Source organism: Solimonas terrae, from assembly GCF_011067135.1.
Taxonomy (GTDB): Bacteria; Pseudomonadota; Gammaproteobacteria; order Nevskiales; family Nevskiaceae; genus Solimonas; species Solimonas terrae.
Genome location: NZ_JAAMOW010000005.1, coordinates 267,194 through 287,535 on the forward strand (window position 1 = coordinate 267,194; position 20,342 = coordinate 287,535).

The window sequence follows — 20,342 nt, forward strand, 5'->3', positions numbered from 1 at the left end:
GGCGGGACTCCGGGTGCTACGATTACCGAAGCATATCGCTTCGGAAAAAGTAGCGAAACGATGACCATGGTCGACAAGCCTGTACGGGGGTCCCGATCCGGCCGGCCGATCATGGCCCTGCTCGATCTGCTGGGGCGGCGCTGGACGCTGCGCGTGATCTGGGAATTGCGCGACGGGCCGCTGTCGTTTCGCGCCCTGCAGTCGGCCTGCGCCGACATGTCGCCGTCGGTGCTGAACCAGCGGCTGGCCGAGCTGCGCGAGGCGCTGCTGATCGAAGCCGGCGAGCAGGGTTACGGGCTGAGCGCGCTGGGCCGATCGCTGCTCGAACAGTTCGCGCCGCTCGATCGCTGGGCCGAAAGCTGGGCGCAGGCACAGCGCGTGGCGTCGTAGGGGCACCCGCTCAAGTCCGCCGCGCCGCGGCCGCTAACAGCCATGGAGTCCGCCGGTTATTGCCATGGTCCTTGAAGATCGCTTCCACCGCGTTGTCATCGATGCCCTTGCCAGGGACAAACTGGTGCTGCCGACGCTGCCGGAGATCGCCCTGCACGTGCGTCAGCTCGCGCAGCGCGAAGACGTTTCGGCCGGGGCGCTCGCCGTCGAGTTGCAGAAAGACGCAGCCTTGTCGGTCCGCCTGATCCGGGTCGCCAACAGTGCCGCGCAGCGCGGCGGGCACCGCGTCGACAACGTCCGCCAGGCCGTGACCCGATTGGGCTTCGACTACACCCGGCTGCTGGTTTCCGGCCTTGCGATCGAACAGATGTTCGCGCGCGGCGCGCCGCAGATCGAATCGCGTCTGCGCAAGAGCTGGCAGCAGAGCGTCGATGTCGCGGCAGCCGCCCAGGTCCTGGCGGCACATTGCACCCTGCTCAATCCGGAGATGGCGATGCTCGCCGGTCTGGTTCATGACATCGGCGTGCTGGCGATCCTGCGGCTCGCCGAATCGCACCAGGCCGTGCTCGATGATCCGGCCGAACTCGACAACGTGCTCGAGGTACTGGCGCCGCGGATCGGCTGCATGGTGCTGCAGGCCTGGCACTTCCCGGCGGAACTGGTCGAGGTGCCGCGGCAATGGCGCGTGTTCGGCGAACAGCACGACGGCGCGCCGACCTATGCCGACGTCGTCCGGGTTGCCGTGCTGCAGAGTTCGGCGGGCCGGCAGGCGCCTTACGACAAGGTCGATCGTGCCGCGGTGCCGGCCTATCGCAAGCTCGACGTCAGCCCGGACATCGATGTCCTGCAGATGAAGGGCTACGCCTCCCTGTTCGACGCCGGGCACTCCGCCGCCGCCTGAGCGTCGCTGTCCCTTACACTGTGCGCCGCCGAATTTCCGGGTTGCGCGCGTGCCGCTACTGATTGCCGAACAATTGACCGTGCTGCGCGGTGACCGCGCGCTGCTGCGTGATTTCGATCTGCAGCTGGCGCCCGGTGAGCTGCTGCACCTGCGCGGCGCCAACGGTGTCGGCAAGACCTCGCTGCTGGAAACCCTGGCGGGTTTGCGCCGCGCCGGCGGCGGCCGGCTGCGCTGGGCATCGGACGACGCACTGCCGCACTGGCTCGGGCATCGCAACGGCCTGAACCTGCAGCTCAGCGCCGTCGAGAACCTGCGCTTCTGGTGCGGCATCAACGGCGTGCCGGCGGCGGGCATCGATGCCGCGCTGGCGCGCATGAAACTGCCACCGCGGGCGCGCCTGCGCAGCTGCCGGCTGCTGTCGGCGGGGCAGAAGCGGCGCACGGCGTTGGCGCGCCTGCTGTTGCAGCCGCGTGCTGTCTGGCTGCTCGATGAACCGCTGGATGGGCTCGATGTCGACGGTCTCGCGCTGTTTGCCGAACTGGTCGGCGAGCACCTGCAAGCCGGCGGGGCGGTGCTGATGACCAGCCACCAGCCGCTGCCGGCACCGCTGTTCGCCAGCGAGCGGCTGTTGTGAGTGCGCTCGTCGCCCTGTTCGCGCGCGAGCTGAAGCTGGCCGCGCGTGCGCGCACCGAGTGGCTGATGCCGCCGCTGTTCTTCGTCATCGTCGTTACCCTGTTCGGGTTCGGCGTGCGGCCGAACGATCCGCAACTCGCGGCCTTCGCGCCGGCGATCCTCTGGGTGGGGGCCCTGCTCGCCGCATTGCTGAGTCTGGAGCGCCTGTATCGCAGCGACCAGGAAGACGGCACGCTGGAGCAGCTGCTGGTCAGTCCGACCTCGTTGACGTTCGCGGTCTTCATCAAGAGCCTTGCGCACTGGCTGCTCAGCGGCCTGCCGCTGGTGCTGCTGGCCGCGCCGCTGGCGGCCATGCTCGGCTTTCCGTCCGCGCTGCTGACGCCGCTGGTGGTCGGGCTGGCGCTCGGCACGCCGTGCCTGAGCTTCATCGGCGGCTTCGTTGCCGCGCTGACCGTCGGTCTGCCGCGTGGCGGGGCCTTGCTGCCGGTGCTGGTGTTGCCGCTGATCGTGCCGGTCGTGATCTTCGGGGCCGGTGCGGTGCGTGCCTCGGGGCAGGGCCTCGACGCCAGTGCTCCGCTATACTTTCTCGCCGCCATTTTGATGTTCACGCTGACCGTTCTGCCGTGGCTTGCCGCCGCCGCATTGCGCAACGCCTTCGAATAGCCCCTGGATTTGCCTCTTCGTCCGATGAACTGGACCTGGTTCCATCGCCTGGCCTCGCCGCCCAGCTTTTTCCGATTCGCCGAGCGCTTCGCGCCCTGGTTCGGTGGGCTGGGTCTGTTGCTGTTGCTGGTCGCCTGGTACGGCGGGCTGGTGCTGGCGCCGGCCGATTACCAGCAGAAGGACGCCTTCCGCATCATCTACGTGCATGTGCCGGCCGCGGCGGTGTCGCTGTCGCTGTACATCGCCATGGCGGTCTGCGGTGCGATCACCCTGATCTGGCGCATGAAACTCGCCGAGTGCGTGCTGGTTGCGATCGCGCCGGTCGGTGCCAGCTTCACGGCGCTGGCCCTGCTGACCGGCATGCTCTGGGGCAAGCCGATGTGGGGCGCTTACTGGGTCTGGGATGCGCGGCTGACGGCCGAACTGGTGCTGCTGTTCCTGTATCTCGGCGTGGTCGGCCTGAACGGTGCATTCGACGATCCGCGCACGGCGGCACGTGCCTGCGGGCTGCTGGCGATCGTCGGCGCCGTCAACGTGCCGATCGTGCACTACTCGGTAGTCTGGTGGAACAGCCTGCACCAGGGTTCGACGATCCTGAAGTTCGGCAAGCCCAACATCAGCGCGAGCATGGCCTGGCCGCTGTATGCGGGGCTGCTCGGCACTTATCTGTGGTGCGGCTACGCGGTACTGCGCCGCGCCCAGAACGAACTGCTGCTGCGCGAACGCGGTACGCGCTGGGTTCGTGAAATGGGCACGGAACTCGCGGGGACAGCCGATGTCTGCTGAGTTCTGGGAAATGGGCGGCTACGCGGTTTATGTCTGGGGCAGTTTCGCTGCCGCCCTGATCATCTACGTGTGGAACGTCGTCGCACCGCGACGGCGTCGTCGCGCCATTCTCGGCAGCCTGCTCGAGACCGACGAATGAGCGGCGATCCCTGCGGCAATGACGCGTGCGCAAGCTGCCGGGTGCAGCAGGTCCTGAAATGATGTCGAAACGACAGAAACGCATGGCCGCGGTCGCGGCACTGGTGGTCGGCCTTGCGCTGACCGCGGTGTTCGGCTTCACCGCGTTCCGCAAGAACATGATGTATTTCTACACGCCGACCGACATCCTCGATCATCAGGTTGCCGACGACGCGCGCCTGCGTCTCGGCGGACTGGTGATGGTCGGCAGCGTCAAGCGCGGTGATGGCCTGCAGGTCGACTTCACGCTCTCCGACTGCGAAAAATCGCTGCCGGTGCGCTATGACGGCATCCTGCCCGACCTGTTCAAGGAAGGGCAGGGCATCGTCGCCACCGGGACGATGCAGAACGGGGTGTTCGTCGCCGACGAGGTGCTTGCCAAGCACGACGAGAACTACATGCCGCCGGAACTCGCGAAATCGCTGAAGACCGCCGACGGCAAGCATTCCTGCGCGCCCTTCAAATCCGCGACGGGCGTGAGCCCGGCGCCACGGTCGCAGGCCGTGTCTTCGTCTTCGGCCCCTCGCTCCGCGCTGCGGGCACGGGAGGGAACCGTTGGTCGCGCCGACGGCGATGTGAAGGGTGGCGTGATCGTGGGCCGCGACGCGGTCGTGCCGTCATGATTCCGGAGCTTGGACACTTCGCGCTGATCGCGGCGCTGTTCGTCGCGGTCCTGCAGGCGCTGGTGCCGGCTTACGGCGTCTGGCGGCGGGACCGGCGCCTGATGGCGGTCGCCAGTTCCTCGGCGCAGACCCAGTTCCTGCTGATTCTGTTCGCGTACGGCTGCCTGACCTGGGCCTTCGTCACCCGCGACTGGTCGGTCGCCTACGTCGCCGCCAACAGCGAAGCGAGCCTGCCGCTGATGTATCGGCTGACCGCGGTGTGGGGTGCGCATGAAGGCTCGATGCTGCTGTGGATGCTGATGCTGACCGGCTGGAGCGCGGCGGTGTCGGTATTCAATCGGCGTCTGCCGGTCGATCTGACGGCGACCGCGCTGGCCGTGCTCGGGGCGCTGGCGGTCGGCTTCCTGTTGTTCATCCTGCTGACCTCGAACCCGTTCACGCTGAACTTCCCGGTGCCCGACAACGGTCGCGATCTCAATCCCTTGCTGCAGGACCCGGGCTTCGTGATCCATCCACCCATGCTCTACATGGGCTATGTCGGCTTCTCGGTGGCATTCGCGTTCGCGATCGCGGCGCTGATCTCGGGACGGCTCGACGCCGCCTGGGCGCGCTGGACGCGACCGTGGACGACAACCGCCTGGCTGTTCCTGACGATCGGCATCACGCTCGGTTCGTGGTGGGCCTACAACGAACTCGGCTGGGGCGGCTGGTGGTTCTGGGATCCGGTCGAGAACGCCTCGTTCATGCCCTGGCTGGTCGGTACTGCACTGATCCACTCGCTGGCGGTCACCGAAAAGCGCGGCCAGCTCAAGGCCTGGACCGTGCTGCTGGCCATCCTCGCGTTCGCGCTGTCGCTGCTCGGCACATTCCTCGTGCGCTCCGGCATCCTGGTGTCGGTGCATGCGTTCGCCACCGATCCGGCGCGCGGCATTTTCATCCTGACGTTCCTCGCGATCGTGCTTGGCATCGCGTTCACGCTGTATGCCTGGCGCGCGCCGAAGTTCGTCTCGGAAGCCGATTTCGAACTGTTCTCGCGCGAAGGCCTGCTGCTGCTCAACAATGTCTTCCTGGTGTCGGCGGCGGCCGCGGTGCTGCTGGGCACGCTCTACCCGCTGGTGATCGAAGCGCTTGATCTGGGCAAGGTCTCGGTCGGTCCGCCGTACTTCAATTCGATCTTCCTGCCGCTGACGATTCCGCTCGCCGTGCTGATCGGCTTCGCGTCGGCGGTCGGCTGGAAGCGCGCACGCGCGGCCGACGTGTTCAAGCGGCTGCGTGTACCGGCGGCGATCGCGGTGCTGGCCGGCTGCACGCTGCCGTGGCTGCTCGGACACAGGACGCTGCTGGCGGCGATCGGCGGCGGTGCATTGGCGGTCTGGGTCATCGTCAGCTCTCTGCATGAAATCGTCCGCCGCGTGCGTGCCAAGCGCGACCGCCTGGCCGGCATCACGCAGATTCCGCGTGCGGTCTGGGGCATGACGCTGGCGCATTGCGGGCTCGGCGTCTGGGTGCTCGGCATTACCTTCACGAGCCTGTACAGCATCGAGCAGAATGTCCGCCTCGGTCCGGGCGAATCGGCGACGCTGGCCGGCTATACCTTCGCGCTGAAAGGCGTCGAACCGCGACAGGGTCCGAACTATCGCGCCGATCACGGCGATGTCGAAGTCGAGTATCAGGGGCGTGTGATCGCACAACTGGCGCCGGAAAAGCGTCTGTACGATGCCAGCGGCCAGATCATGACCGAGTCGGCCGTCGACCATACGCCGCTGCGCGATCTGTATGTCGCGCTCGGCGAGCCGATCGACCGCAACAACGCCAACGGCGACTGGGCCGTGCGTCTGTACTACAAGCCGATGATGCGGCTGGTCTGGGGTGGCGGCGTGCTGATGGCGCTCGGCGGCCTGCTGGCCGCGACCGATCGTCGTTACCGGCTCGCGCGCGCCGCCGAGCGAGCGGCGCTGAGCAGCGAGGTCGCGGCCTGATGCGTCTGCGCTATCTGCTGCCGGCGGCAGCGCTGGTCGGGCTGGTCGTGCTGTTCGCGGCCGGCCTGCATCACGATCCGCACGAGGTGCCGAGTCCGCTGATCGGCAAGCCGGCACCGGCGTTCTCGCTCGGCCTGCTCGGTGAGCCGGCAAAGCGCTACACCGCCGACGACCTGAAGGGTCGGCCGGTGCTCGTCAATTTCTTTGCCAGCTGGTGCGCGGCCTGCGAGGTCGAGCAGGACTACCTGATGCAGCTCGCCGCGCAGGGTGTCGAGATCGTCGGCGTCGACTACAAGGACAGCGACGAGGATGCCAGCCGCTGGCTGGCACGGCACGGCAATCCCTATCGCAGCGTGATCACCGATCCGCAGGGTGCGGCCGGGCTGGACTGGGGCGTCTACGGGGCGCCGGAAACCTTCGTGCTGAATGCGGCCGGCACCATCGTCTACAAGCAGATCGGGCCGCTCGACGACGCCGTCTGGCGCACCCGCATCGCGCCGCTGATGGAGCGCGGTTCGTGAGCGTCGGCCTGCGGCGGGGTTTGCGGCTGCTGCTGGCGATGCTGCTGCTGGCGCCGGCCGTCGTGCGTGCGCAGGATCGCGCGCCGCCGCCGGACCCGGCACATCTGACGGCGGACGAACAGCAGCGCTACGACAGCCTGATCCACGAGTTGCGCTGTCTGGTCTGCCAGAACGAGACCATCGGCGACTCGCAGGCGCCACTAGCCGCCGACTTGCGCAATCAGGTGCATGCACAGCTTGCCGCCGGCAGGAGCGATGTCGAGATCAAGCGTTATCTGACCGATCGCTACGGTGATTTCGTGCTGTACCGACCGCCGTTCAAGGCCAAGACTTGGCTGCTGTGGGCCGGTCCGTTCCTGGTCCTGCTGATCGCGTTGGTCGTGGCGCTGCGCTATGCCCGCGCCCGGCGGCACCACGAGACGCCGGTGCTGGTCGACAACGAAGCCTTGCTGCGCCTGATTGGCAGCGAACGGCAAAGCGAATCCGAAGACCGACCGCAAGGACCGCCGGCATGATCCTGGGGCTGTGGATGGCACTGGTGCTCGTGCTCGCCGGACTCTGGCTGACGCGTCCCTTGTGGCGCCGTGCGGCGCCGCGCACGCAGGCGCGCAAGCGCGCCAACGTCGTGGCCTACCAGACGCGGGTCGCCGAGATCGAGGCCGATCTGGCGGCTGCGGTGCTCGATGTCGAATCGGCCAGGCAGCTGCGCGACGAAGCGGGCGCGCGCCTGCTGCATGACGCCGACACCGTCGCCGCCGTCGATGCCGCCGCCGCTGCGCCACCGCGTCATCTGCGCTGGACGCTGGCGGTGATCGTGCTGCTGGCACTTGCCAGCGGACTGTTCTACTGGCGCAGCGATTCCTGGCGCACGCGGGATCTGATCGCGCTCGCGCAGAGCGATCCGGCAGCCGCGCAGCGGCAGATGATCGACGGCATGGTCGCCAAACTGGAAACGCATCTGCACGCCGAACCGGCCGACGCCGAGGGCTGGGCCATGCTGGGCCGTTCGTATGTCGTGCTGCAGCGCTTTGCTGACGCGGCCAAGGCTTATGCGCGCGCCAATGCCCTGACCGTCGAGCAACCGCATGCCGACTGGCTGGTCGCCGCCGGTGCCTCGCTGGGCATGGCCAGCGACGGGCACGATCTGAAGCCGGGACGAGCGCTGTTCGAACAGGCGCTGACACTGGAGCCGGGCAATGCCGAGGCGCTTTGGTACGGCGGCCTCGCCGCCCTGCAGAGTGGCGACTACGGCGCTGCCTATGCCGAGTGGCTGAAGCTGCGCGGCCAGGATCTGCCGGACGACATTCGCGAGGTGCTGGAGCAGCATCTGCCGGAATTGGCCGCCAAGGCTGGCCAGACCCTGCCGCCGGCGACGGCATTGGCTGCCGCTGCGCCGGCCGCCGCGGCCAACGGCGTCAGCCTGATCGTCCATGTCCGCATCAGTGATGCGCTGAAGGCGCAGATCAAGCCAGGCATGACCCTGCTGGTGTTTGCCAAGGCCGCGACTGGCCCGCCGATGCCGCTGGCCGTGCAGCGCATCGACACGCCGACGCTGCCGTTGACGGTGACGCTCGATGACAGCGAAGCGATGATGCCGGCGATGAAGATGTCCGGCTTCGCGAATTGGGTGATCACGGCCCGTTTGACGGCCAGCGGTGGCGCGCAGGCGCTGTCGGGCGACCTCGAAGGCAGCCATCCTGTCGCCCGCGCCGATGCCGGCCAGCCGCTCGATCTGGTGATCGATCGGCAGCTGCCCTGATCCGATACGTCAGCCGCAGTTCACCGCATGTGCGCGACCATCGACTCCATCTGAACCAGGGACCCTGATGAACACCACGCTCGCCCGCATGCCTTCCGCCGAAGGCCTGTACCTGAAAGCCGCGACCACGATCCTGCGCAAGCCGAAAGGCAAGCCGAAGCTGCCGCAGCTCGGCATCGAGGTGAAAAATGTGCGCGTCTCCGGCGAGCAGCTGGCCGAGTACCGCAAGGTCTGCGGTTTCGCCGACAGCCATCATCTGCCGATCACCTTCCCGCACGTGATGGCGGCGGCGCTGCACCTGCAGCTGATGACCGATCCGAAATTTCCGCTGCCGCTGCTCGGCCTCGTGCATGTGCGCAACCACATCCGTCAGCAGCGTGGCCTGGGCAGTGGCGAGAGCTATGACTTCGATGTGCGGCTCGGCGACGCACGCGAGGTCCGGCAGGGTCTGGAATTCGACATCAACACCAGCGTCACCGTCGACGGCGAGGAAGTCTGGAGCGAGGTGATGACGACCCTGTTCCGCATGCCGGCGCCGAAGCAGGGCGCGCGGCCGGCGCCGCAGGCGGCAGTTGCGAGCCTGTCCGACTACATCGCGGTCAGCGCGTCCGCCGATACCGGCCGGCGTTACGCGAAGGTCGGCAAGGATTTCAACCCCATCCACCTTGCGCCGTTCACCGCCCGGCTGTTCGGCTTCAAGCGCCACATCGCGCATGGCATGTGGTCGGCGGCGTACTGCGCGGCGCTGCTGGCGGATCGTATCGAAGGCGAACCGGCCGTGCTCGACGTGCAGTTCCGCCAGCCGCTGTTCCTGCCGGGCAGGGCGGCGCTGAAGTTCGATCACGGTGCCGGTGCCGGAACCAAAGGCAGGGGCATCGATTTCGCCTTGCTGGCGAGCCGCAGCGACAAGGTCCATTTGACCGGCGTGCTGCGCTAAAATCGCCGCCCTGAAAGGAGATTTCATGCGTATTCGCAAAGCGGTCTTCCCGGTTGCCGGTCTCGGCACGCGCTTTTTGCCGGCCACCAAGGCGAGCGCCAAGGAAATGCTGCCGGTCGTCGACAAGCCCCTGATCCAGTACGCCGTGCAGGAGGCGATCAGCGCCGGCGCCCAGGAACTGATCTTCATTACCGGCCGGTCGAAGAATTCCATCATGGATCACTTCGACAAGGCCTATGAGCTGGAAGCCGAGCTCGCCGCGCGCGGCAAGAGCAAGCTGCTCGAAACCGTGCAGGACATCGTGCCGCCGGGCGTCACCTGCATCTTCATCCGCCAGGCCGAAGCGCTCGGCCTCGGGCATGCCGTGCTGCAGGCCTGGCCGGCGGTCGGCGACGAGGATTTCTACGTGATCCTCGCCGACGACCTCATCGACGGCCGCCTGCAGCCCTGCCTCTCCCAGATGCATCGCGTCTACCAGCAGTACGGTACCAGCGTGCTCGCCACGCAGCGCGTGCCGCAGGAAGAAACCGGCAGCTACGGCATCGTCGATGCACAGCCGATCGGTCCGGGCCTGTCGGAAATCAAGAAGATGGTCGAAAAGCCGAAGCCGGAGAATGCGCCGAGCAATCTCGCGGTGGTCGGCCGCTACATTCTGACGCCGCGCATCTTCAAGCTGCTGGAGCGCACGCAGCGCGGTGCCGGCGGTGAAATCCAGCTGACCGACGCAATCAGCCTGATGCTCAACGAGCAGACCGTGCTGGCCTACGAATTCGAAGGCGTGCGCCACGACTGCGGTTCGAAGCTCGGCTATCTGCGCGCGAACGTCGAGTTCGGTCTCAAACATCCGGAACTCGCGGACGACTTCCGCGCGTATCTGCACGAGATGACGGCCGGCTGGCACGATCAGGACAAGAAACGCAAAGCCTAAACCCGCCCGCCATCAACGACGCTGGGGACGCCGGGATCGCAGGTACAACACGGAAAGAGTGCAGCACGACAGACATGGCGACCAGCAAGTATCAGAGCTTCATCGAATCGTCTTCGATCAACGGTGCCAATGCGCCGTACATCGAGGCGTACTACGAGCAGTTTCTCGAAGACCCGGAATCCGTTGATCCGAGCTGGCGAGCCTATTTCCGCCTGATCCAGGATCAGAGTGCGCCGCGCGAAACGCCGCACAGCGAAGTGATCGCGCGTTTCGAGCGGCTCGCGCGCGAGCCGCGCCGGGTCGTTGCCGCCGAAGCCGGTTTCGATGCCAAGGCGGCCGAGAAGCAGGCCGGCGTGCTGCGCCTGATCAACTACTACCGCATGCGCGGCCACCAGGCCGCCAAGCTTGATCCGCTCGGACTCGCGCCGATCGAAAATCTCGACGATCTCGATCCGGCACATCACGGCCTCGGGCCGGAAGATTTCGAAACGGTATTCAACACCGGTACGCTGGCAGCCGGCGCCGACCGACTGCCGCTGCGCGAGATCATCCGCATCCTCAAGAGCGTGTACACCGACACCATCGGCGCCGAGTACATGTACCTGACCGAGACCCGCGAGAAGCGCTGGGTCCAGCAGCGCCTCGAATCGGTCGTGTTCCAGCCCAAGCTGACGGTCGAGCGCAAGCACGCCGTGCTGACCCAGCTGGTCGCCGCCGAAGGGCTCGAGCGTTATCTGCACAACAAGTACGTTGGCCAGAAGCGCTTCTCGCTGGAAGGCGGTGATTCGCTGATTCCGGCGATGGACGAGATCCTGCGCGGCTGTGCGGCGCGCGATGTCGACGAGATCGTCGTCGGCATGGCGCATCGTGGCCGTCTCAACGTGCTCGTCAACGTGCTCGGCAAGTCGCCGAAGGAGCTGTTCGCCGAGTTCGAGGGCAAGTACAGCGTCGATGCGCTGTCGCGGCACGGCGACGTCAAATACCACCTCGGCTTCTCGACCGACGTCGAAGTCGACGGCAAGCGCCTGCATCTGGTGCTCGCGTTCAATCCTTCGCATCTGGAAATCGTCAACCCGGTCGTCGAGGGCTCGGTCAAGGCGCGTCAGGTTCGTCGCGAGGATGAAGCCGGGCAGAAGATCGTGCCGATCCTGATCCACGGCGACGCCGCGTTCGCCGGCCAGGGCGTGGTGATGGAGACGCTGCAGCTCTCGCACTCGAAGGGTTATGCGACCGGCGGCACGCTGCACATCATCGTCAACAACCAGATCGGCTTCACGACGCCGAATCCGATCGAGATCGAAACCGGCAAGGAAGCGCGGACCTCGCGCTACTGCACCGACCTCGCGAAGATGCTCGAAGCGCCGGTGTTTCATGTCAACGGCGACGATCCGGAAGCGGTGACCTTCGTCACGCGCCTGGCGATGGATTTCCGCAACGAATTCCACAAGGACGTGATCGTCGACATCTGCTGCTATCGCCGCCACGGCCACAACGAGGCCGACGAGCCGAGCGTGACCAGCCCGGTGATGTACGACGTCATCAAGAAGCAGCCGACGACGCTGACGCTGTACGCCAAGAAGCTCGAAGAGGAAGGTACCCTGGCCAGGGGCGCCGCCGACACGCTGGTCAAGGAATACCGCGACGGTCTCGACAAGGGCGAGAACACCGCGCGCATCACGCTCGGTCTGGTCGGCAACAAGCACACGGTCAACTGGTCAAAGTACCGTGACGGAAGCTGGGACACGCCGGTCGACACGACGGTGTCGGCAGGCGCACTGAAGACGATCAGCGAACAGCTGCTGCAGCTGCCGGACGGCTTCACGCTGCATCCGCGCGTGCAGAAGATCTGGGAAGACCGCGCGAAGATGGGCGCCGGCGAGCTGCCGATGGACTGGGGTTTTGCCGAGACCATGGCCTACGGCTCACTGGCCAAGGAAGGTTTCCATGTGCGCCTGTCCGGCCAGGACGCGCGTCGCGGTACCTTTTTCCATCGTCATGCGACGATTCATGATTACAAGAACGGCGCGCGCTACACGCCGTTGCGTCATCTGGTGAAGGACAAGTACGGCTTCGTCGTCAACGATACGCTGCTGTCCGAGGAAGGTGTCCTCGGCTTCGAGTACGGCTATTCGACGACCGATCCGGATTCGCTGGTGATCTGGGAGGCGCAGTTCGGTGACTTCGCCAACGGCGCGCAGGTGCTGTTCGACCAGTTCATCGCCGCCGGTCAGGCCAAATGGGGTCGGCTCTGCGGTCTGACGGTGTTTCTGCCGCACGGCTACGAAGGGCAGGGGCCGGAGCATTCGTCGGCGCGCATCGAGCGTTTCCTGCAACTGTGCGCCGAGAACAACCAGCAGGTCTGCGTGCCGTCGACGCCGGCGCAGATGTTCCACATGCTGCGTCGCCAGATGAAGCGCTCGACGCGTCTGCCGCTGATCGTGATGACGCCGAAGTCGCTGCTGCGGCATCCGCTGTCGGTGTCGTCGCTCAAGGATCTCACCAAGGGCGGCTTCCAGCCGGTGATTCCGGAAGTCGAAAAGCTGGACGCAAAGAAAGTCACGCGCATCGTGTTCTGCTCCGGCAAGGTCTACTTCGATCTCGTCCAGGCACGGCAGAAGGACAAACTCGAAAACGTGGCGCTGGTGCGCATCGAGCAGCTGTATCCGTTCCCGCGTGAAGGCTACGAAGCGGAGCTGGCCAGGTATCCGAATGCCAAGGAAGTGCTCTGGTGTCAGGAGGAGCCGGAGAACCAGGGCGCCTGGTACCAGATCAAGCATCGCCTCGCCGTCTACCTGCAGCCGCAGCACGTGATGATGTATTCGACGCGCAAGGGCGCGCCGACCACGGCGGTCGGCTATCTCAAGGTGCACCAGAAGGAACAGGCCGACGTTGTGCAGGAAGCGCTGACCGGCGGCAAGCGCATGTAGCGTCGGGACTGCGCAGCGGCCCCGTTTCAATCGACAGCAAGAAAAACGAGACAAGAAAAGGAATCCCCGAAGATGGCCATCGAAATCAAAGTCCCCAACCTGCCGGAGTCGGTGTCGTCGGCGACCGTTGCCACCTGGCACGTCAAGGCTGGCGACGCGGTGTCTCGCGAGCAGAATCTGATGGACCTCGAGACCGACAAGGTCATGCTCGAAGTGCCGGCCACCGCCGATGGCGTGCTCAAGGAAATCCGCGTCCAGGCCGGTGCCACCGTGCAGGCCGGTGACATTCTCGGCATCCTCGAAGAAGGCGCCGCGCCGAAGGCGGCGAGCAAGAGCGAAGCGGCCACCAACGAAGCCGTGAAGCCGGCGACGGCGAGTGCGAGCCCGGTGATGTCGTCGGAAGACGGCCAGAGCCCGGCCGTGCGCAAGCTGCTCTCGGAGCTCGGCCTGTCGGCCAGCCAGATCAGCGGCAGCGGCAAGGGGGGGCGACTCACGGTCGAGGACGTAAAGGCCTTTGCCGACAAGCCGAAGGCTGCCGCACCGAAAGCGGCTGCGCCGGCACCGGCCGCGCCGCGGGCGCTGGGTGCCCGCGAAGAGCAGCGCGTGCCGATGACGCGCATTCGCGCGCGCATCGCCGAGCGTCTGCTCGAGGCCAAGAACACCACGGCGATGCTGACGACCTTCAACGAGGTCGATCTCAAGGCGGTGATGGAACTGCGCGCCAAGTACAAGACCGAGTTCGAGAAGGCGCACGGCGTCAAGCTCGGCTTCATGAGCTTCTTCGTGCGGGCAGCGGTCGAGGCGCTGAAGAAGTTCCCGGCCGTCAATGCGTCGATCGACGGCAACGACATCATCTATCACGGCTACTACGACATCGGCATCGCCGTGTCGTCCGAGCGCGGTCTGGTCGTGCCGATCCTGCGCGATGCCGACCAGCAGTCGCTGGCCGGCATCGAGAAGGCGATCGTCGACTTCGGTACGCGTGCCAAGGCCAACAAGCTGACGATGGAAGATCTCACCGGCGGCACGTTCTCGATCACCAATGGCGGCATCTTCGGCTCGATGATGTCGACGCCGATCCTCAATCCGCCGCAGTCGGCGATTCTCGGCATGCACGGCATCACCGAGCGTCCGGTCGTCGTCGACGGCCAGATCGTGATCCGGCCGATGATGTATCTGGCGATGTCCTACGATCACCGCATCATCGACGGCCGCGAAGCGGTGCTGGCGCTGCGCACGATCAAGGAATGCCTGGAAGATCCGGCCAAGCTGCTGCTGCAGCTGTGATGCGGGGCGGCTGCGTTCCGGATCACCGCCGCGGTCGGTACTCGCGGCGCTTTTCGCAAGGCTTGCCGTAACGCCATCGGGCCCGCTCTGCGGGCCCGATTCGTTTCTGTCGCAGCCGGCTGACGCCGCGGCCCATACGCGAGATGCCGACGCTCCGGCATACTCGGCCGCATGCCGCGGACGCCCTTGCACGAAGATCCGATTCCGTTCATCACCTTGCCGAACTGGGTGAAGGCAGCGGCGCTGTGCGGCTTCAACATCCAGCCGATCTTCGATGAACTCGGCATCGAAACCGACCTGATCCACCTCGAAGAGGCGACGATCCAGCGACCGCTGCTCGAGCAGGTGATGGTGGCCTGCGTCGAACGCTCGCCGGGGCCGCATTTTCCGTTCGTGCTCGGCGAAACCTTCGCGTTCGACTATCTGCCGGATATCGGCACCTTCCTGGCGACGAGTCCGACCTTGCGCGATGCCGCGCGCGTATTCGAATGGGTGCGAACGTTGATCAACCCGCTGATCGACGTGCATCTCGAAGAGAATGGCGCGCAGGCGCGACTGACGCTGCACGGCACCGGTTCGGCGAGCGGTGGTGAGGTCGATATCTACTTCATCGAATCGATCTTCGCGGCGATCGTGAAGTTCGGGCGCATGCTGAGCGGCGACATCGAGCGCTTCAGCCGCCTGCTGTTCCGCTATCCGGCGCCGCCGCACGCGGCGCGCTACGAAAGCTATTTCCGGATTCCGGCCGCGTTCCGCCAGCCGGTCAACGCCGTCGAGCTGCCGAGTGCACAGCTCGACGCCCCTTTGGGTGGTGACTTTCCGGCGCTGCATCTTCAGGCCGTACAGCGCGTCGAGCAGCGCCTTGCCCGCCTGTCACGCAAGAGCGGCCTGATCGCCGCGGTCGAAAGCCAGTTCGAACGGGAGCCGCTGCTGCTCGGGCTCGGCATCGCGCAAATGGCCAAGCGCCTCGGCCTGCACGCGCGCACCCTGCAGCGGCGCCTGCGCGACGAAGGCGAGGCCTATGCCGAGCTGCAGGCGCGCGTCCGTTATCGTCTGGCACTGCGCGACCTCGACAATCGCCAGCTGGATCTGGAAACGATCAGCGAACGCCTCGGATTTTCCGATCGTCGCAGCTTCACGCGCGCGTTCGCGCGCTGGTCCGGTGTCAGCCCGAGCCAGTATCGCAGCGGCCGGGGATAGTGCGGCGCGGCGACACGATGGTTTCAGGTGTCGGTTGCGTCCGGTGTCAGCTGGATCTTTTCCGGCTCGCCGAGAAACTTCGGTTCGGTATTGAGCAGGAAGATATCGAGGATCGCCTTGACGCGCGCGAGGATTTCGCGCGGCGGATTGCGTGATCCGTAGCCGCCGTCGGCCGTGGCCCTGGCGATGTAGACGACGACCTTGAGGCCGAGCTTGCGGCCGAGGAACACGGCGCGGTAGCTGTGATAGCGCTGCGTGATGACGGTGAACTGCCGGAGACCGAACACCGCCTGCGCGCGGACGATAGAGTCGAGCGTGCGAAAGCCCGCGAAATCCATGGTGATCGCACTGTCCGGCACGTTGAGTTTGACGAGTTCGCGACGCATCGCCCGCGGCTCGTTGTAGGTTTCATCCGGGTTCGCGCCACTGACGATGATGTGCTTGATCTTGCCGTTCTGGTACAGCTCCGCGGCCGCTTCGATGCGGCCGCGGAATTCCGGACTGGGTTTGCCGTTTTCCAGATACTTGCTGGTGCCGAGCACGACGCCGACGTCGTTGTCCGGCATCAGCGCCCAATCCTTGTAGATGTACGCGTCGGTGCTGTTGATGACCCAGCGATTGCCGAGCAGGATGATCAGCGCAAGCGCGAAGAATCCGGTGATCAGCCAGCGCTGCAGGAAACGACGCGTCCAGGGCTTCAAGCGAGCAGGCTCCAGAGCATGTAGATGAACAGGCCGAGCTGCACGAAGTAGAAAGTCGCGCGGCCGAGCACCAGCAGCGGACTGACACCGATCAGGTGGATCAGGCTTTGCGCGATGCGGGTGTACAGCACCCAGCAGGCGGTCGCCTCCACGGCCGCGGTCTTGCCGAGGGCCGCGGCCGCCAGCACGATCACCGCGAAAATCGGCAGGTTCTCGAGCGCATTGAGGTGTGCATGCTCGGCGCGCCGGACCAGGCCCGGTACCGGGATCGCCGTGTCGCGTCCCCAGCTGTTGGCGGGCTTGCCGCGCAGGATTTCGATGCCGCGCCACAACACGATGAACATCACCAGCGCCAGCGTCCAGGCGGTGAAACCGATCAAGGCCGTCATTGCATTCATGTCGCGCTCCCCCTTTGTTGTAGGAGTCCGATTCTAGCCTCTGCGGCAATCGCGCCGCATCGGGGCGCCCGGCGTCGCGATGGCGGGTTCAATGCGTCAGCCGCTTCATCGCCTGTTCGAGACCGGACAGCGTCATCGGAAACATGCGTCCGACACCCAGCAACTCATTGGTGACCTGGATCGACGGCGTGTAGTCCCAGCGGTCCTCGGCTTCCGGATTGAGCCAGACCAGATGCGGGAACTGCGCCTGCAGGCGTTTGAACCAGACCGCGCCGGCCTCCTCGTTCCAGTGCTCGACGCTGCCGCCGGCGTGGACGATCTCGTAGGGACTCATCGTCGCATCGCCGACGAACAACACCTTGTAGTCGGCCGTGTACTTGTGCAGCACATCGAACACCGGGATGCGCTCGCCGTGACGACGCGCATTGTCTTTCCACACGGTTTCGTAGATGAAGTTGTGGAAGTAGAAGTACTCGAGGTGCTTGAACTCGGTCTTGGCGGCGCTGAACAGCTCCTCGCAGACCTTCACGTAGGGGTCCATCGAGCCGCCGACATCGAGGAACAGCAGGACTTTCACCGCATTGCGACGTTCCGGCACCATCTTCAGATCGAGATATCCGGCGTTGCGCGCGGTCGAGCTGATGGTGTCGTCGATGTCGAGCACGTCGGGCGCGCCTTCGCGTGCGAAGCGGCGCAGGCGGCGCAGGGCGATCTTGATGTTGCGGGTGCCGAGTTCGATGGTGTCGTCGAGATTGCGGAACTCGCGTTTCTCCCAGACTTTCACCGCCTTCTTCTGGCCGCCCGGTCCGCCGATGCGCACGCCTTCCGGGTTGTAGCCGCCGTGGCCGAACGGACTGGTGCCGCCGGTGCCGACCCATTTACTGCCGCCTTCGTGGCGTTCCTTCTGTTCTTCCAGCCTTTGCTTGAGCGTTTCCATCAGCTTGTCGAGGCCGCCGAGTGCCTGGATTTTTTCCATTTCCTCTGGGCTCAGGTGCTTCTGTGCCTGCAGGCGCAGCCAGTCTTCGGGGATCGAGCCGAACAGCTCGCCGGTGATCGCCTCGACACCCTTGAAGTAGGCGGCAAAGGCGCGATCGAAGCGGTCGTATTGCGACTCGTCCTTGACCATCGCCGCGCGTGACAGATGGTAGAAGTCGTCGAGCGAGAAGATTGCGACGTGCTTCGACAGCGCTTCGAGCAGCATCAGGAATTCGCTGAGGCTGGCTTTCACGCCGGCGGCGCGGACAGTGAAGAAGAAGGTGAAGAGCACGGCGTCTCGGGTCCGGCTGGATTTATGGCATTGTAACGCCGTACCACGCGCATCCCGCGCAGGCCCGGCGCGCTGCCGGCCCCGACATCCAGGACAGGCCCGCCCGCCATGCCGCGCATACAGGAACAGGTCCGCGATGCCGAACGGCATCTTGCCGCCGTCGACCCGGTCATGGCCGGCGTGATCGCCGAGCACGGACCCTGCGGTCTCGCCGGTACGCGGCGCGATCCATTCCATACCCTGTGCTCGTCGATCATCAGCCAGCAGCTCTCGAGTCGCGCCGCCGACACCATCCAGACGCGCGTGATGGCAGCGCTCGGCGCGCTCAAGCGGCTCGAGCCGGCACAGCTCGCACAGGCGACGCATGAGCAGTTGCGCAGCTGTGGCCTGTCGAACGCCAAGGCGAAATGGCTCAAGCACCTCGGCGATGCCGCTGCCGGCGGCACGCTCGATTTCGTCGCGCTGAAGAAGCTCGACGACGAGACGGCGATCGAAGTGCTTGACGCCTTGCCCGGCATCGGCCGCTGGACCGCGGAAATGTTCCTGATGTTCGCCCTGCTGCGGCTCGACCTGTTCGCGATGGACGACGTCGGCCTGCGCCGCGGCGTCAACATGCTCTACAACAAGGGCAAGCCGCTGTCGGACGCGCGCACGCTGAAGATCACCCGGAAGTGGGCGCCCTACCGCACGGTCGCCAGCTGGTATCTGTGGCGGGTCGCCGATCCGGTCAACGAAATCTGGGTCTGAGACCGCAGATTCCGCGCGCGCGACTCAATCAGGTGTGATGACCGGCTCGGGTGCCGTGCCTGAACAGCTGCCGGACGGCAGGGCCAGGGCGGCCGGTGCGGCCAGCGTCGGCGGCGTCAGGAACGCCGGCGGCGCGTTCAAGTCCAGAAAATCGAGCAGGGTGTTGGCCTGCGCATCGCGCCAGGTCAGGGCCGGCAGGTTCCACTTGGCGGCAATGGTGGCGATGATCGAGGTGTGATCGTGCACGACATCGGTGACGGCATTGGCGCGGCTGTACGGTGACACGACGACCGTCGGCACGCGCAGGCCGGTGATGTCGTAGGCGCCCGGGATGTCGTCGCTGCCCAGCATCGGCGGGATATCGTCGGGTTTGGGCACGGAGGCCGGCGGCACATGGTCGTAGTAACCCCCATGCTCGTCGTAGGTCCATACCAGCAAGGTGCGCGGCCAGGCCGGAGAAGCCATGATGGCCTTGACGACGCGCGACACGAAGGCTTCGCCGATCGCCACGTCGTCCGGGTTTTCCTCGGATGCGCCTTGTGCATTGATCTGCGTTTCCAGGCTGCCGAGCTGGGTGCGGACCGCGTCCGACAGGCCGGGAATTGCGTCGGCGACCGTATTGACGAAGTCGAACAGCGGCGAGCCGACGGTGCTGACGATGTTGAATTCCGGATCGACGAACGAGACCGCCGGCAGCTGCCCGGTCAGGCAGTCGAGATAGAACTGCGCGATCGTCGCGAAGTTGGCCGGATGGTTCTCGAGGTTCTGCGGCACGATCGCCAGCGCCGGCAGATCGCTGAAGTAGCTGCGCCAGCTGACGCCGTATTTCGTCAGCATGTCCATCAGCGTGCCGTTGGCCGGCGGCGGCATGGTGAAGGTCGACGAGTCGGTCGAGATCATGCCCTGCGCCGTTGCCGCGTACAGGAAACGCCGGTTCGGATAGGTCTGGCAGGGTGCCGACGCGAAGCTGCGGTTGCCGACGCAGAAGGTCCTGGCCAGCGAGTAGTAGAACGGCAGGTCGCCTTCGTCCCAGTAGCCCATCGCCGAGGTGGCGGTGGCGGCGAAACCGTCCATCTTTCCGCCATCGATCTGCTTGTGCGAGCTGTTCCAGTTCTGCGTGACGCTGCCCGGCTGGCAGGTGCCCTGGAGGTGAAAGGCGTGCTGATAGCCGCCCTGCAGCGGGTTGCGGTCTTGCGGTGTGCCCGCGGTGTCGAACGAGAAGCCGTCGGCTGCCGCCTGACCGCGCAGCGGCAGCATGCCGAAGTAATTGTCGAACGAGTGGTTTTCCATCATCACCACGACGACGTGATCGAACGGCAGCGCGGCATCGGCGATCCCGGCCGCGCGCGAAGGATCGGGCAGCGAGTTCGGACCGCGGCCGATGGCGCCGGCGGACACCGTGCCGCTGCTGCTGCCGCAGCCGGACAGGCCATTGAGTGCGAGCGAGGCCGCGGCGGCGGCGGACCCGGTCAGGAAGGCGCGGCGCGAAAACGGTTTGCGGGCCATGCGGTCGTTCGG

Annotated in this window: 20 protein-coding genes and 1 pseudogene; 17 read left to right on the forward strand and 4 right to left on the reverse strand. The window is 65.9% G+C overall.

Annotated elements, in window-relative coordinates:
* Positions 1-60: 60 nt before the first annotated feature.
* From G7Y85_RS11580 to G7Y85_RS11655, 16 genes and pseudogenes are all read left to right on the forward strand, one after another.
* Complete coding sequence (locus tag G7Y85_RS11580) at positions 61-390, forward strand: winged helix-turn-helix transcriptional regulator (protein ID WP_166256830.1); 330 nt, start codon at positions 61-63, stop codon at positions 388-390.
* A 64-nt stretch (positions 391-454) separates the two neighbouring features.
* The gene (locus tag G7Y85_RS11585) at positions 455-1,291 is read left to right on the forward strand and encodes an HDOD domain-containing protein (RefSeq protein ID WP_166256834.1); all 837 of its coding nucleotides are present in this window, start codon (positions 455-457) and stop codon (positions 1,289-1,291) included.
* Positions 1,292-1,340: 49 nt separating this feature from the next.
* Positions 1,341-1,925, forward strand: a complete 585-nt coding sequence (gene ccmA, locus G7Y85_RS11590; RefSeq protein ID WP_166256837.1) for a heme ABC exporter ATP-binding protein CcmA — start codon at positions 1,341-1,343, stop codon at positions 1,923-1,925.
* Entirely contained in the window at positions 1,922-2,587 is a 666-nt protein-coding gene (ccmB, locus tag G7Y85_RS11595) for a heme exporter protein CcmB (RefSeq protein ID WP_166256840.1), read from the forward strand. The genes ccmA and ccmB overlap by 4 nt, the downstream gene beginning before the upstream one ends.
* 24 nt (positions 2,588-2,611) lie before the next feature.
* Positions 2,612-3,373 carry a heme ABC transporter permease gene (locus G7Y85_RS11600; protein ID WP_166256843.1) on the forward strand — a complete coding sequence of 254 codons (762 nt, stop codon included), beginning with the start codon at positions 2,612-2,614 and terminating at the stop codon, positions 3,371-3,373.
* The gene (gene ccmD / locus G7Y85_RS11605; protein WP_241696127.1) at positions 3,363-3,512 is read left to right on the forward strand and encodes a heme exporter protein CcmD; all 150 of its coding nucleotides are present in this window, start codon (positions 3,363-3,365) and stop codon (positions 3,510-3,512) included. The genes G7Y85_RS11600 and ccmD overlap by 11 nt, the downstream gene beginning before the upstream one ends.
* 58 nt (positions 3,513-3,570) lie before the next feature.
* Positions 3,571-3,990: pseudogene (gene ccmE, locus G7Y85_RS11610) on the forward strand (cytochrome c maturation protein CcmE); the annotation flags it as partial.
* Positions 3,991-4,169: 179 nt separating this feature from the next.
* Positions 4,170-6,152, forward strand: a complete 1,983-nt coding sequence (locus tag G7Y85_RS11615; RefSeq protein ID WP_166256849.1) for a heme lyase CcmF/NrfE family subunit — start codon at positions 4,170-4,172, stop codon at positions 6,150-6,152.
* Positions 6,152-6,673, forward strand: a complete 522-nt coding sequence (locus G7Y85_RS11620) for a DsbE family thiol:disulfide interchange protein (protein WP_166256852.1) — start codon at positions 6,152-6,154, stop codon at positions 6,671-6,673. Before G7Y85_RS11615 ends, G7Y85_RS11620 begins: the two co-directional genes overlap by 1 nt.
* Before the next feature lie 38 nt (positions 6,674-6,711).
* Positions 6,712-7,188: a cytochrome c-type biogenesis protein gene (locus tag G7Y85_RS11625; RefSeq protein WP_166257079.1), complete on the forward strand. Its 477-nt coding sequence runs from the start codon at positions 6,712-6,714 to the stop codon at positions 7,186-7,188.
* Positions 7,185-8,432, forward strand: a complete 1,248-nt coding sequence (gene ccmI, locus G7Y85_RS11630; RefSeq protein WP_166256855.1) for a c-type cytochrome biogenesis protein CcmI — start codon at positions 7,185-7,187, stop codon at positions 8,430-8,432. The genes G7Y85_RS11625 and ccmI overlap by 4 nt, the downstream gene beginning before the upstream one ends.
* Before the next feature lie 67 nt (positions 8,433-8,499).
* Complete coding sequence (locus tag G7Y85_RS11635; protein ID WP_166256858.1) at positions 8,500-9,369, forward strand: MaoC family dehydratase; 870 nt, start codon at positions 8,500-8,502, stop codon at positions 9,367-9,369.
* Between the two features lie 25 nt (positions 9,370-9,394).
* Positions 9,395-10,297: a UTP--glucose-1-phosphate uridylyltransferase GalU gene (gene galU, locus G7Y85_RS11640; protein ID WP_166256861.1), complete on the forward strand. Its 903-nt coding sequence runs from the start codon at positions 9,395-9,397 to the stop codon at positions 10,295-10,297.
* 74 nt (positions 10,298-10,371) lie between these two features.
* The gene (locus tag G7Y85_RS11645; RefSeq protein WP_166256866.1) at positions 10,372-13,224 is read left to right on the forward strand and encodes a 2-oxoglutarate dehydrogenase E1 component; all 2,853 of its coding nucleotides are present in this window, start codon (positions 10,372-10,374) and stop codon (positions 13,222-13,224) included.
* 72 nt (positions 13,225-13,296) lie between these two features.
* Positions 13,297-14,511, forward strand: a complete 1,215-nt coding sequence (gene odhB, locus G7Y85_RS11650) for a 2-oxoglutarate dehydrogenase complex dihydrolipoyllysine-residue succinyltransferase (protein ID WP_166256869.1) — start codon at positions 13,297-13,299, stop codon at positions 14,509-14,511.
* Between the two features lie 171 nt (positions 14,512-14,682).
* Positions 14,683-15,711 (forward strand): helix-turn-helix transcriptional regulator, encoded by a 1,029-nt coding sequence (locus G7Y85_RS11655; RefSeq protein WP_166256872.1) that lies wholly within the window; start codon positions 14,683-14,685, stop codon positions 15,709-15,711.
* Between the two features lie 23 nt (positions 15,712-15,734).
* On the opposite strand, the gene G7Y85_RS11660 is transcribed toward G7Y85_RS11655, so the two are convergent.
* The 3 genes from G7Y85_RS11660 to G7Y85_RS20285 all read right to left on the reverse strand — a co-directional run bounded on the left by G7Y85_RS11660 (position 15,735) and on the right by G7Y85_RS20285 (position 18,077).
* Positions 15,735-16,412: a SanA/YdcF family protein gene (locus tag G7Y85_RS11660; RefSeq protein ID WP_166256875.1), complete on the reverse strand. Its 678-nt coding sequence runs from the start codon at positions 16,410-16,412 to the stop codon at positions 15,735-15,737.
* The gene (locus G7Y85_RS11665) at positions 16,409-16,810 is read right to left on the reverse strand and encodes an MAPEG family protein (RefSeq protein WP_166256878.1); all 402 of its coding nucleotides are present in this window, start codon (positions 16,808-16,810) and stop codon (positions 16,409-16,411) included. Before G7Y85_RS11665 ends, G7Y85_RS11660 begins: the two co-directional genes overlap by 4 nt.
* 88 nt (positions 16,811-16,898) lie before the next feature.
* Positions 16,899-18,077: a vWA domain-containing protein gene (locus G7Y85_RS20285; RefSeq protein ID WP_166256882.1), complete on the reverse strand. Its 1,179-nt coding sequence runs from the start codon at positions 18,075-18,077 to the stop codon at positions 16,899-16,901.
* A 108-nt stretch (positions 18,078-18,185) separates the two neighbouring features.
* On the opposite strand from G7Y85_RS20285, the gene G7Y85_RS11675 reads away from it, so the two are divergent.
* Positions 18,186-18,824, forward strand: coding sequence for a DNA-3-methyladenine glycosylase family protein (locus G7Y85_RS11675; RefSeq protein WP_166256885.1), 639 nt, complete (start codon positions 18,186-18,188; stop codon positions 18,822-18,824).
* A gap of 24 nt (positions 18,825-18,848) precedes the next feature.
* Here the strand turns inward: G7Y85_RS11675 and G7Y85_RS11680 are convergent, their stop codons facing one another.
* A complete protein-coding gene (locus G7Y85_RS11680; protein WP_166256888.1) occupies positions 18,849-20,330 on the reverse strand; it encodes an alkaline phosphatase family protein in 1,482 nt (493 codons plus the stop codon).
* Between the last annotated feature and the right edge of the window lie 12 nt (positions 20,331-20,342).